This window comes from Micromonospora sp. CA-111912 (assembly GCF_050948415.1).
In the GTDB taxonomy this organism is placed as follows: Bacteria; Actinomycetota; Actinomycetes; order Mycobacteriales; family Micromonosporaceae; genus Micromonospora.
Genome location: NZ_CP192007.1, coordinates 3684077 through 3696714 on the forward strand (window position 1 = coordinate 3684077; position 12638 = coordinate 3696714).

General features: G+C 74.3%; 8 protein-coding genes. 5 read left to right on the forward strand and 3 right to left on the reverse strand.

All coding sequences use genetic code 11. The annotated features are described in order from the left end of the window. Nucleotides 1-46: 46 nt before the first annotated feature. From ACQPZO_RS15260 to ACQPZO_RS15270, 3 genes are read left to right on the forward strand one after another with little or no spacing between them, the layout of a single operon-like run. Nucleotides 47-5866 (forward strand): type I polyketide synthase, encoded by a 5820-nt coding sequence (locus ACQPZO_RS15260; protein ID WP_433341579.1) that lies wholly within the window; start codon nt 47-49, stop codon nt 5864-5866. A gap of 1 nt (nt 5867) precedes the next feature. Next, a complete protein-coding gene (locus ACQPZO_RS15265; RefSeq protein ID WP_433341581.1) occupies nt 5868-6341 on the forward strand; it encodes an acyl-CoA thioesterase in 474 nt (157 codons plus the stop codon). Nucleotides 6342-6386: 45 nt separating this feature from the next. After that, nucleotides 6387-6887: a flavin reductase family protein gene (locus ACQPZO_RS15270; protein ID WP_387018360.1), complete on the forward strand. Its 501-nt coding sequence runs from the start codon at nt 6387-6389 to the stop codon at nt 6885-6887. 228 nt (nt 6888-7115) lie between these two features. On the opposite strand, the gene ACQPZO_RS15275 is transcribed toward ACQPZO_RS15270, so the two are convergent. Both ACQPZO_RS15275 and ACQPZO_RS15280 read right to left on the reverse strand, forming a co-directional pair. After that, on the reverse strand, nt 7116-8483 hold the full coding sequence (locus ACQPZO_RS15275; RefSeq protein WP_433341582.1) for a cytochrome P450: 1368 nt from the start codon (nt 8481-8483) through the stop codon (nt 7116-7118). After that, complete coding sequence (locus ACQPZO_RS15280) at nt 8480-9466, reverse strand: DUF1702 family protein (protein ID WP_433351014.1); 987 nt, start codon at nt 9464-9466, stop codon at nt 8480-8482. The genes ACQPZO_RS15275 and ACQPZO_RS15280 overlap by 4 nt, the downstream gene beginning before the upstream one ends. Nucleotides 9467-9700: 234 nt before the next feature. Here ACQPZO_RS15280 and ACQPZO_RS15285 point away from each other — a divergent pair, with 234 nt between their 5' ends. Both ACQPZO_RS15285 and ACQPZO_RS15290 read left to right on the forward strand, forming a co-directional pair. After that, nucleotides 9701-10792: an SDR family NAD(P)-dependent oxidoreductase gene (locus ACQPZO_RS15285; RefSeq protein ID WP_433341584.1), complete on the forward strand. Its 1092-nt coding sequence runs from the start codon at nt 9701-9703 to the stop codon at nt 10790-10792. Then, nucleotides 10789-11490, forward strand: coding sequence for a maleylpyruvate isomerase family mycothiol-dependent enzyme (locus ACQPZO_RS15290; protein ID WP_433341585.1), 702 nt, complete (start codon nt 10789-10791; stop codon nt 11488-11490). Before ACQPZO_RS15285 ends, ACQPZO_RS15290 begins: the two co-directional genes overlap by 4 nt. A 219-nt stretch (nt 11491-11709) precedes the next feature. Here ACQPZO_RS15290 and ACQPZO_RS15295 read toward each other — a convergent pair whose 3' ends face one another. Continuing rightward, the gene (locus tag ACQPZO_RS15295) at nt 11710-12489 is read right to left on the reverse strand and encodes a helix-turn-helix transcriptional regulator (RefSeq protein WP_405108795.1); all 780 of its coding nucleotides are present in this window, start codon (nt 12487-12489) and stop codon (nt 11710-11712) included. Between the last annotated feature and the right edge of the window lie 149 nt (nt 12490-12638).

Here is a 12638-nt window from a genome sequence, read left to right on the forward strand (position 1 = left end):
AGGTCGACCCCGTCAGGACAGTCGACGGACGAAGCGAGGAGCAGAAATGAGCGAACGGATCGCCGTCGTCGGGATCGCCTGCCGATATCCCGACGCCGAGAACCCCAACCAACTGTGGGAGAACGTGCTCACCGGCCGCCGGGCGTTCCGTCGGCTGCCCGACGAGCGGATGAACTCCGAGGACTACTACTCCCCCGACCCGACCGCGCCCGACCGGTTCTACTCGGCCAAGGCCGCCGTGATCGAGGGCTTCGAGTTCGACCGGGTCCGGTACAAGATCGCCGGCAGCACCTTCCGATCCACCGACATGACGCACTGGCTGGCCCTGGACACGGTCGCCCGAGCGCTGGAGGACGCCGGCTTCCCCGACGGCGAGGGGCTGCCGCTGGCCACCACCGGAGTGGTCATCGGTAACACCCTCACCGGCGAGTTCAGCCGGGCCAACCTGCTGCGGCTGCGCTGGCCGTACGTGCGGCGCACGGTCGGCGCGGCGCTGCGCGAGCAGGGCTGGGGCGACACCGAGGTCGGCACGTTCCTCGACGAGCTGGAGCCGCGCTACAAGGCGCCCTTCCCGCCGATCGACGAGGACACCCTGGCCGGCGGCCTGGCCAACACCATCGCCGGGCGGGTCTGCAACCACTTCGACTTCAAGGGCGGCGGCTACACCGTCGACGGCGCCTGCTCGTCGTCGCTGCTGTCGGTCTCCACCGCCTGCAACGCCCTGGCCAACGGCGACCTCGACGCCGCCGTGGCCGGCGGGGTGGACCTGAGCATCGACCCGTTCGAGGTGATCGGCTTCGCCAAGACCGGGGCGCTGGCCACCGGGGAGATGCGGGTGTACGACCGCAACTCCAACGGGTTCTGGCCGGGCGAGGGCTGCGGCATGCTGGTGCTGATGCGCGACGAGGACGCCGTGGCGCGCGGGCTGCGCCGGCACGCCGTCATCGCCGGCTGGGGCTACTCCTCCGACGGCAAGGGCGGCATCACCCGGCCCGAGGCCAGCGGGCACCGGCTGGCCATCCGCCGGGCGTACGAGCGGGCCGGCTACGGCATCGACTCGGTCGCCTACCTGGAGGGCCACGGCACCGGCACCGCCGTCGGCGACGCCACCGAGCTGACGGCGTTCACCGAGGCCCGGCAGGAGGCCGACCCGGCGGGCGCGCCCGCCGCGATCAGCACCGTGAAGGGCAACTTCGGCCACACCAAGGCCGCCGCCGGGGTCGCCGGGCTGCTCAAGGCGATCCTCGCGGTACGCCAGCAGGTCATCCCGCCGGCCACCGGGCACGTCGACCCGCACCCGGTGCTCGACGTGGAGCAGCCTGCCGTGCGGGTGCCCGCGACGGCGGAGCTGTGGCCGGCGGACAAGCCGGTCCGGGCGGCGGTGTCCTCGATGGGCTTCGGCGGCATCAACGCCCACGTGGTGGTCGAGAGCGCGGAGAACGGCCGGCGGACCCGGATCGGGGCCTCGACGACCGCGCTGGTGCGCTCCCGGCAGGACACCGAGCTGCTGATGTTCGACGCCCGTACCCCGGAGGAGCTGGGCTCGCGGCTGTCGGACCTGGCACCGTGGGTCGGCCGGCTGTCGTACGCCGAACTGGGCGACCTGGCCGCGACCCTGGCCGGGAAGCTGGCCGACCGGCCGGTGCGGGCGGCGGTGGTCGTCGCGTCGCCCGAACAGGCGCGGCAGCGCCTGGAACGGCTGGTCGAGCTGGTCGACTCCGGCGAGCAGCGGGTGATCGACGCGGCCGGGGGCGTCTTCCTCGGCTCGGCGGGTTCCGCCCCCCGGATCGGGTTCCTGTTCCCCGGCCAGGGCGCGGGGCGACGGGCCGACGGCGGCGCGCTGCGCCGCCGGTTCGAGGAGGTCGACACCCTGTACCAGGCCCACCAGCCGCCGCCCGGCGCGGACCTGGTGGCCACGGCGGTGGCGCAGCCGCGGATCGTGACCGCGTCGGTCGCCGGCCTGCGGGTGCTGTCGATGCTCGGGGTGCGGGCGGTCGGGGCCACCGGGCACAGCCTCGGCGAGCTGACCGCGCTGCACTGGGCCGGCGCCATGGACGAGGCGACGCTGATCGCGACCGCCGGCGCGCGTGGCCGGATCATGGCCGACGCCAGCGCCGGCGACGGCACGATGGCCAGCATCTCCGCCGCCCCCGAGGTGGTGGAGCCGCTGCTGGTCGGCACGCCGGTGGTCATCGCCGGCTACAACAGCCCGCAGCAGACCGTGGTCTCCGGTCCGGTCGCGGCAGTGGAACAGGTCGGCGCGCTGGCCGAGCGGTCCGGGCTGTTCTGGACCCGGATCGCGGTGTCGCACGCCTTCCACTCGGAGGCGGTCGCCCCGGCCGCGGTCGCGTTCGCCGAGCACCTGGGCGGCCTGCCCTTCGCCCCGCTGTCCGGTGGGATGGTCTCCACGGTCACCGGGGACGTGCTGCCGGCCGACACCGACGTGCCCGACCTGCTGCGCCGGCAGGTGCTGGACCCGGTGCGGTTCACCCAGGCGGTGCGCCGCCTAGCCGACGACGCCGACCTGCTGCTGGAGGTCGGTCCGGGTCGGGTGCTGCGCGGCCTGGCCGCGGACATCGCCCCGGAGGTGCCGACGATCTCGCTGGAGACCGACAGCCTGTCGCTGGCGGGCCTGCTCAGCGCGGTCGGCGCCGCGTACGCGGCCGGTGCGGCTGTGAACCACTCGGTGCTGTTCCAGGACCGGTTCACCCGGCCGCTGGAGCCGGGCCGGCCGCTGCGGTTCTTCGCCAGCCCCGCCGAGTCTGCGCCGGCCGGGGACTTCGCGGTGGCCCGTGCCGGGGCCGAGCCGGCCGCCGTCGCGGTGTCGCCGGCCGACGGGTCGGTCGCGGTCTCCGCGCCCGGCACGACGGTCGACACCCTGGAGCTGCTGCGCCGGCTCGCCGCCGAGCGGGCGGAGCTGCCACTGGAGGCCGTACGGCCGGACAGCCGGCCGCTGGACGAGCTGCACCTCAGCTCGATCACCGTCGGGCAGATCGTCAACCAGGCCGCCCGGGAGCTCAACGTGACCGCCCCGACGCTGACCTCCAGCTACGCCACCGCCACGGTGGCGGAGATCGCGCAGATCCTCGACGAGGCCGGTGGTGGCGGCGACGCGGAGGAACCGGAACGGTCGATCGCCGGGGTGGCCCCGTGGGTCCGGGCGTTCGCGGTGGACCTGGTGCCCACCGAGGCCGGTCCGCGGGTCGGTGCCCCGGTCGAGGGCGGCTGGCAGGCGTTCACCGCCGGGCACAGCCCCCTCGCCGAGCCGCTGCGCACGGCGCTGCAACAGGCCCGGGTGGGCGGTGGGGTGCTGCTGTGCCTGCCGCGCGACTGCCAGCCCGAGCACATCCCGGTGATGCTGCGGGCCGCCCGGGCCGCCGTGTCGCAGGGCGGCCCCGTCCGGTTCGTGGCGCTGGGCGACCGGCGCAACGCGGCCGGCCTGGCCAAGACGCTGCACCAGGAGCACCCGGAGATCACCACCACGGTGATCACGCTGCCGCTGGCCGGCGAGCCGTCCGCCGACGACATCGCGGCCACGGTGGCCCGGCTCGTCGCCGACGTGGCGGCGACCGCCGGATTCAGCGAGGTCAACTACGACGCCGACGGCAACCGGTACGTGCCGGTGCTGCGGCCGGCGCCCCTGCCACCCAACGGCGGGCCCGGCCTCGGGGTGGAGGACGTGCTGCTGGTCACCGGAGGCGGCAAGGGCATCACCGCCGAGTGCGCCCTGGCGCTGGGGCGGGACACCCTGACGGCGGTCGGCCTGATCGGCCGCTCCGACCCGGCGGCCGACGCGGAACTGGCGGCCAACCTCGAACGGCTCACCGCCGCCGGGGTGCGCTTCCACTACGCCCGGGCGGACATCACCGCCCTGGACGAGGTGAAGGCGGCCGTCAACGACATCGAGCGGGTGCTCGGCCCGGTCACCGGCGTGCTGCACGGCGCCGGCCGCAACGAGCCGACCGCGGTGGTCAGCCTCGACGAGGCGACGTTCCGGCGGACCCTCGCGCCGAAGATCGACGGGCTGGAGGCCGTGCTCGCGGCGACCGACCCGCACACGCTGCGACTGCTGGTCACCTTCGGCAGCATCATCGGCCGGGCGGGGCTGCGCGGCGAGGCGCACTACGCCACGGCCAACGACTGGATGACCGACCTGACCCGCCGGGTCGGCGAGGACTACCCGCACATCCGGTGCCTGGCGCTGGAGTGGTCGGTGTGGTCCGGCGCCGGCATGGGCGAGCGGCTCGGGGTGCTGGAGGCCCTCACCCGCGACGGCATCGCGCCGATCCCGGTGGAGGCCGGCATCGCCACGCTGAAGGAGGTGCTGGCCAGCCCGTCCGCGCCGCAGGCGCTGGTGGTGATGGGCCGCGCCGACGGCCTGTCCACGGTCACGCTGGAGCGGCGCGAGCTGCCGCTGCTGCGCTTCGTCGACCGGCAGCAGGTGCACTACCCGGGCGTGGAGCTGGTCGTGGACGCCGACCTGACCGCCGACGACGACCTCTACCTGCCCGACCACCTGCTCGACGGGGACCTGCTCTTCCCCGCCGTGCTGGGCATGGAGGCGATGGCGCAGGCGGCGGCGGCGCTCACCGGGCGCACCGAGGCCCCGGTGCTGGAGGACGTCGAGCTGCTGCGCCCGATCGTGGTGCCGCCCTCGGGCAGCAACACGATCCGGATCGCGGTGCTCGCCGCGGCCGACGGCGCGGTCGAGGCGGTGGTACGCAGCAGCGACACCAACTTCCAGGCCGACCACTTCCGGGCCCGGCTGCGCTGGGACCAGCCGCTGCGAGTCGAAGCCCGGCCGGGGACCGCCGCCGCGCGGCTGCTGCCGATCGACCCGACCCGCGACCTGTACGGCCCGGTGCTGTTCCAGGGACGGCGGTTCCAGCGCCTGCTGGGCTACCTGGACCTGGCGGCGACGAGCTGCACGGCGCGGGTGTCCAACCGGCCGGTCGACTCGTGGTTCGCCCGGTACCGGCCCGGCGACCTGGTGCTCGGCGACCCGGGCACCCGGGACACGGTGATGCACGCGTTGCAGTGCTGCGTGCCGGACGCGACCCTGCTGCCCGGAGCGATCGAGCGGCTGTACCTGGCCGACCCGAAGGTCGCCGCCACCCTGGACACCGTCACCATCCACGCGGTGGAGCGGCTGCGCCAGGGCGACACCTACCACTACGACGTGGACGTCTGCGACGGCGACGGCAACCTCGTCGAGCGGTGGGTGGGGCTGCGCCTGCACGCCGTACGCAAGCAGGACGGTGCCGGGCCGTGGCTGCCGGCGCTGGTCGGCCCGTACCTGGAGCGGCGGGCCGGCGCGTTCCTGCCCGACGAGCTGCGCTGCGTCGTACGGCCCGACGACCCGGACGCCACCGGCACGCCGGCCCGGCGCCGGCAGACCGCCCGGGCGGTGAGCTGGGCGTTGGGCGTGGAGACGACGGTGCGTTACCGGCCCGACGGCAAGCCGGAGGTCGACGGGGACGTCCGGATCTCCGCCTCGCACGGCGCCGGGGTCACCTTCGCGGTCGCCGGTGCCTCGGCGGCGGTGGGCTGCGACGTGGAGCTGGCCGCGGCCCGTTCCGCCGAGGAGTGGGAGGGCCTGATCGGCCCGGACGGGGTCGCCTTGTCCACGCTGCTGGCCCGGGAGCAGGGCGAGGACCTGTCGGTCGCCGCCACCCGGGTCTGGGGCGCGGTCGAGTGCCTGCGCAAGAACGGCCACACCCGGGTCGACCTGGTGGCCGAGCCGAACGGAACGGCCGGCTGGGTCGCTCTGCGGTCGGGGGCGGCGCGGGTCGCCACCTTCGTCACCGCGCTCAACGACATCGGCGACCCGGTGGTGTTCACGATGCTGGCGGAAGGAGTCAGGTGAGATGGAGTCCTACTACGAGTACCGGCACCTGGTGGGTTTCGAGGAGACCAACCTCGTCGGAAACGTCTATTACGTCAACTACATGCGCTGGCAGGGCCGGTGCCGGGAGATGTTCCTGCGGGACGAGGCGCCCGAGGTCCTGGCGGACATCCGCGACGACCTGAAGCTGTTCACGCTCAAGTGCGAGTGCGAGTTCTTCACCGAGATCACCGCGTTCGACGAACTGTCGATCCGGATGCGGCTGGAGGACCTCACGCAGACCCAGATCGGCTTCGCGTTCGACTACGTGCGGCTGCGTGACGGCTTCGAGGAGCTGGTGGCCCGGGGTCGGCAGCGGATCGCGTGCATGCGCGGCCCGAACACCGACACCCGGCCGACCCGGGTGCCGGACACGCTGCGCGCGGCCCTGTCGCGCTACGCGGTGCCCCTCGCCGCGAATGGCCGGCGGGTGTCCGAAGGCGTCGGGGAGGGCTGAGCCGTGACCAGAGCGGACCAGCGACCGACCGCCGGCCCGGCGACGATGCCGGCGCCCGCGGCCGACCACGCCGAACTGCGGGCGGTGATGGGGATGTTCGCCACCGGCGTGACGGTGGTGACGTCGGGCCGGGACCTGCCGCACGGCATGACCGCCAACGCGTTCACCTCCGTGTCGCTGGACCCGGCGATGGTCCTGGTGTGCGTGAAGCGCAGCGCCGTCATGCACGACACCGTCCTGGCCCAGGGCACCTTCGCGGTGTCCATCCTGGCCGCCGACCAGGAGGGGCTGGCCCGGTACTTCGCCAGCTCCAGCAGGCCCCGCGACGAGCGGGAGTTCGAGACGGTGCGATGCGAGCCTGGCCCGCACACCGGCGCGCCGATCGTGACCGGGAACGTGGCCTGGGTGGAGTGCAAGCTGGCGGCGGTGTACGACGGCGGCGACCACTCCATCTTCCTCGGCTCGGTCCTCAGCACCGGCCGTGGTGACAGCAGTGACGCGCTGCTGTTCCACGGCGGCCGGTTCCGCGAGGTCAGCAAGGGCTGACCGGTTCGGCCACCGACGGCCGGGCGGCCACGCACCCCGCGTGGTCGACCCGGCCGTCGCCGTGCGGGCCGGGCCGGGGAACCACCAGGGCCGGCGCGTGATCCATCAGGGCCGGGCGCGGAAACCGCCAGGGCCGGCGCGGGGAACCTCGTCGGGGCCCCTGGCGGACACGACGAGGCGCAACCGGCGGGAAGCACCGGTTGCGCCTGGTTCGACGGGTCGGACGGGTCAGGCCTCGTGGACGTGCATCGGCAGGCCGCCCCGCACCCGCAGGGTCAGCATCGGCTCCGGCACCACCTGGTAGCCGGGGCTCAGCGACAGGCGTAGCTGGCGGGCCACGCAGGCGAGGACGAACACCGCCTCCATCAGCCCGAGGTTGTTGCCGACGCAGAAGCGCGGGCCGGCGCCGAACGGGATGTAGGCGTACCGCGGTCGGTCGGTGCGCCGGTCCGGGTCGAACCGTTCCGGGTCGAAGCGGTCCGGGTCGGGCCAGAACTCCGGGTGCCGGTGCAGGGTGTACGGGCACAGCACCAGGTCGGCGCCGGCGGGCACGTGCCACCCGCCCACGTTGTCGTCGGCCTGGGCGACGCGGGGCAGCAGCCACACCGGCGGGTACAGCCGCATCACCTCGTCGACCACCATCGCGGTGTACCGCAGCCGGTGCAGGTCCTCGTACACCGGGTTCCGGTCGCCGAGCACCTCGACGGCCTCGGCGTGCATCCGCTCCCACACCTCGTGGTGCTGGTCGAGCAGGTAGAAGGCCCAGGTGAGGGTGCTGGCGGTGGTCTCGTGCCCGGCCAGCAGCAGGGTGACCAGCTCGTCGCGCATCCGCTGCCGGGCCACCCCCGGGTCGGTCTCCCGGCTGGTCGACTCGATGAGGCGGGACACCACGTCGTCGCGGCCCTCGGTGCCGCCGGGCTCCGCCCGCCGGTGCGCCACCAGCCGGTCGACGATCTCCTGGAGCTCGGCGCGGGCCCGGCGGAAGCGCAGCTGCCGGGGCAACGGCACCCAGGTCGGCACGGCGCTCAGCGACATCATCTCGAAGATCGCCTGGTCCTGGACCGCCTCGAACGCCTCGCCGATCCCGCCGAACTCGCTGAGGTCGGCGTCGAGCAGCGTCCGGCCCAGCACGCCGAGGGTCAGCTCGGTCATCTCGTGCCGGATGTCGACCGGGTCGCCGCCGGCCATGCGTTGCAGCCGGGCGGCCATCCGCACCGCCTCCTCGGCGACCGCGTCGGCCTGGCGGGCGATGCGACGCGCCTGGAACACCGGCTGGATCACCTTGCGCTGCTTGGTCCACAGCTCGCCCTCGCTGGTCAGCAGGCCGTCGCCGAGGGTACGGCGGGCGTGCACCAGCCCGATGCCCTTGTGGTAGTTGCCGGGGTTCTCGGCCAGCACGTGCTTGGCGTGGTCGGGGTGGTTGAAGAAGTAGAGCGTCTTCGGCCCCAGCGGCAGCCGGACCGCGTCGCCGTGCTGGGCGGAGACCGCCCGCATGACGTCCAGCCGGTTGCGGGCCATCCGCCCGAGCAGCACCGGAGCCGTCCAGGGCGACGGCCCCGGCGGGCGCAGTCGGCCCCGGTCGGCGACGGCGGTCACGGCTGCACCCTCGCGCCGACCCGGAACCGCTCGGCCACGGCCCGCCGCCACACCTCGTAGGCGGGCAGGCCGTCGGCCGCCGGTCCGGCGGGGATCAGCTCGTCGGTGATCCGGCCCGCCTCGGCGGCGGAGGTCCGGCAGAACACCCGGGCCGCCAGCTCCGTGTGCGGCACCAGCAGCCCGGCCCTGATCCGGGCCTGCGCCGCGAACGCGGAGGCCTGGGCGACGAACGGGGCGTGCTCGCCCGCCCGGGTCAGGAACAGCCGCAGCTCTTCCTCGGTGCAACCGCCCGCGTACGTCGCCGCGAGCCCGGCGCCGCTGTAGAGGTCCTGGTGCCGGGCCGGTGCGAACCGGTCGATGAGGTCGGCCGCGAGCGTCGGATCGCACCCGGCGACGAACCAGGTGGCCCGGCCGATGCCCTGGTCGATGGCGCGGGCGGTGTACGAGGTCGGGCCCTCGGCCGGCCACGGGAAGTCGGTCACCGCGCGCCGGCCGTGCACGTACTCGTCGGTGTGGAAGTACGCCTGGTGAAAGCCGTAGCCGTCGTGCACTAGCCAGCGCAGCAGCGGGTCGGTGGCGGCCACGAGGGCCCGCCGCCACAGGAACTTCGGCAGCCGGGCGAGCGCCCAACCGATCCCGACGTAGGCCATGTAGACGTGCCGGTCTCCGGTGCCGGCGAGGAACTCGGCGCTGCGCCGAGGTGTGCCCGGGGTCAGGGCGTCGACCAGCGCGAAGCCCATGGCCACGCCCTCGTAGGCGAACCCCTGGAACCGGGTGGGCAGCTCGGCGAGGTCGGTGTCGACGTCGGTCACCCGGCGTGCGCCGGCGGCCGAGGAGAGCCCGGTCAGGAACGACGAACCGACCGTCTCCAGGATGGTGCGGGCCTCCGGCCCCTTGTCGTGGAACCCCCGGGTGGAGACGAGGGTCTCCGAGATGTCGGGGGTGAGGACGCGGCGCCTGAGCGCCCTGATGGTGCCGGCCACCTGCTGCTCCAATACATCCAGGATTGACGATCCAACTGCCCAATCCTCCGGGTCGAACGGCCCCCGCCGCCACTTCCCGCTTGCCCTCTGACCTGCGGCGCAATGGCCAGGACGACGGCACGCTGGGAGTAGTTCGCCGTCGCCGGACAGGGCACGATCGAGCCGCCCGTTAGGCCCGGCAGCCCGCGACGCGCCGCGCGTCCCACGCCGGTCGCGGGCGGAGAGGAACTCGCGATGTTGGTACTTGTGACGGGCGGTACGGGCTTCGTCGGCGCGCACACGGTGGCGGCGCTCGCCGCGGCCGGACATCGGGTGCGGGTACTGGCCCGCGACCCCGACCGGGTCGCCCCGGCCCTGTCGCCGCTGTCGGTGCCGAGCGACGCGGTGCAGGTCGCGGACGGCGACGTCACCGACGAGACGGCGGTGGCCCGGGCCGTCCGCGGCATCGACGCGCTGGTGCACGCCGCCTCGGTCTACTCGTTCGACAGCCGGTGGCACGAGGCCACCCGCCGCACCAACCTGCGCGGCACGGAGGTGGTGTTGGCGGCGGCCCGCCGGCACGGGGTGGGGCGCTCGGTGCACGTGTCGACGTTCGGCGCGCTGCTGCCGTCCCCGGCCGGGACGGTGGGTCCGCAGTCGCCGCCGAGCACGGCCCGGGAGACGTACCTGGCGAGCAAGGCCGCCGCGGAGCGGGTCGCCCGGCAGCACCAGGCGCACGGCGACCCGGTGGTGATCAGCTACCCGCCCGCCCTGCTGGGCCCCGACGACCCGAGGCTCGGCGACCAGAACGCCCGGCTGCGCAACGTGTTGCGCGGCCTGATGCCGATGTGGCCCACCGGCGGCTTCCCGGTCGGCGACGTGCGGGACACGGCAGTGCTGCTCGCGGAGCTGGCCACCGGGCCCGCCGGGGTCGGTGACCGGCACCTCGGCCCGGGCCGCTACCTGCGCACCCGCGACTACGTGGCGGCCGTGCGCGAGGTGACCGGCCGTCGGCTGCCCACGCTGTTCCTGCCGGCCCGGGCGATGCTGCCCTTCGCCTACGCCACCGACGTGGTGCAGCGGGTGTGGCCGTGGCACATCCCGGCCGAGTACGGCGCCTGCTACGTCTGCGCCTGCGACGCCCGCCCGGAGGACGCGGCGCGGTCGGCGGGGCCCGAGCCCCGGCCGTTCACCGAGACACTCGCCGACACCGTGCGCTGGCTGCACCGTACGGGGCGGCTCACGGCGGCGCAGGCCGGCCGGGCCGCCGCACCTGCCGACCCCGCCGCGCCCGCGGCGGGATCCGTCCGAGCCGCGGCATCGCCGCGGAAGGAGGCACGACCATGACCGTCGCAGAACCGCACCCCGCCCGCTCGTCCGAGGCCCGCGCCGTCGCGGCCTACCGCCAAGTTCGGGAGACCACGGCCGCCCTGCTGGCCCAGGCACCGCCGGAGGCCGGCGCGCAGCCGGTGGCCAACTGTCCGGGGTGGACGGTGCGGGACCTCGTCGCGCACCTGGTGGAGATCTGCGCGCGGGTGCACGGCCGGGCCACCGGGTCCACTCCCGGGCCGGTGCCCGTCGGCGGTCTGCCGGAGCTGCTCGACGAGTGGGAACGGTTGAGCGGGCCGGTGGAGGAGTTCCTCGCCGGTCCGGGGTCGATGGACCGGCACATCCTGGTGATGGACGCGTTCACCCACGAGCTGGACCTGCGTCAGGCGCTGGGCGTGCCGCCACCGGTGGACCACCCGGCGCTGCCGGTGGCCTCGGGTGTCCTGCTGACGGGGCTCTCCGCCTCGCTCGACGGCCACGGCCTGCCGCCGCTGGCGATCGAGACCGAGCACGGGCGGCGCGTGGCGGGAACGGGCGAGCCTGCGGTCACGATGTCTGGCCCGTGGTACGAGGTCTATCTGTCGCTGGCCGGTCGCCGCACCACAGCGCAGATCCGGTCGCTGCGATGGAGCGCGGATCCGGGGCGCTGGCTGCCGGCGTTCACCTGGGGGCCGTTCCGGGTGCCGGAGTCGTCCGGGGCCGAAACCGTACGCTGAAAGCCCGTTGCGACGCGCGCGCCGGTCGGCGGTTCGGCCGACCGGTGCCCCCGTCCCACCGGTCTGGCTCCCCTCCCTGTGGGAGGTCTCTCAGGGCGCGTTGCCGGGTCCCGCGCGGCCCGCGCCCTCATCCCCCGGTGGCGACGCCGCCGCCCGGTCCGTGGCCCCGGCGCGACGCCAGGACCGGGGCGCGGGGTCGCCACCGCCCGGGGGCTGCGGTCACGACTTGGCCCCGTGCAGCATCCTCGACGACCGGTTGGTGCGCCGGTCGTTGCGGGCGAAGCCGTGCCGGGTCCGGCTGCCGGGGGTGCTGCTGTCCAGTTCGGGCAGCGCGATCAGGATGGGCAGGTCGAACACCCCGGTGTGGTGCAGCTCCAGGTCCACCGTGAGGTCGGCGCCGACGGGGACGGTGAGCGCGTCGTGGGACCCGACCGCCAGGGGCCGGCGCATGGACGGCCGGGCCGCGATGTCGTCGAGCGCGATCGCCGCGGCACGCAGGTACCACTCCCCCTCCGGCACGTCACGCAGTACGTACTCACCGGAGGCCTCCAGGATGTCGCAGGAGGCCGGCAGGCCCTGCACGATGGGGCTGTCGAAGATGCCGACGTACACCTTGACCGGCACGTCGACCTGGGGCAGGACGAGGCGTCCGCTGATGCTGGCGCGGCGACGCGGGCCGGTCGTGCGGGTGCGGGCCAACTGTGGGATGCCGTGCTCGGCCAGCCACCGGTAACGGGCCGGTGAGATGCCCACGCTGCGGGTGAACCGGCTGATGAAGGTGCCCAGGCTGTTGTAGCCGACCGCGTAGGCGATGTCGGTGACGCTCATGTCCGTCTCGAGCAGCAGGTTCTTGGCCTTGTAGAGCCGGATCGCGGTCAGGAAACGACCTGGCGAAGTGCCCGTCTTGGACCGGAAGAGCCGGGAGAAGTAAAAGCGGCTGAGAAAGGCTGAATCGGCCATTGCGTCGAGCGACAGCGGTTCGTGGTAACGATCCCACATGATCGAGATGGCTCTTTCGACGGCGTTGTGCACGGCGAATCAACTCCATTCGGTGAACACGTTGGAGACACTCCGGCCGCTTCCTGGCACGATGTGCCTGTGCGCCGGGCGCCGGCCGTGGGGTCGTCCCCACGACCGGCGACTTGGTC

Bases quoted from the DNA above. Each gene is read 5' to 3' on its own strand.
- ACQPZO_RS15290 (WP_433341585.1), top strand. From the start codon at position 10,789: ATGACCGTCGCAGAACCGCACCCCGCCCGCTCGTCCGAGGCCCGCGCC.
- ACQPZO_RS15265 (WP_433341581.1), top strand. From the start codon at position 5,868: ATGGAGTCCTACTACGAGTACCGGCACCTGGTGGGTTTCGAGGAGACC.
- ACQPZO_RS15260 (WP_433341579.1), top strand. From the start codon at position 47: ATGAGCGAACGGATCGCCGTCGTCGGGATCGCCTGCCGATATCCCGAC.
- ACQPZO_RS15285 (WP_433341584.1), top strand. From the start codon at position 9,701: ATGTTGGTACTTGTGACGGGCGGTACGGGCTTCGTCGGCGCGCACACG.
- ACQPZO_RS15270 (WP_387018360.1), top strand. From the start codon at position 6,387: ATGCCGGCGCCCGCGGCCGACCACGCCGAACTGCGGGCGGTGATGGGG.
- ACQPZO_RS15295 (WP_405108795.1), bottom strand. From the start codon at position 12,489: ATGTGGGATCGTTACCACGAACCGCTGTCGCTCGACGCAATGGCCGAT.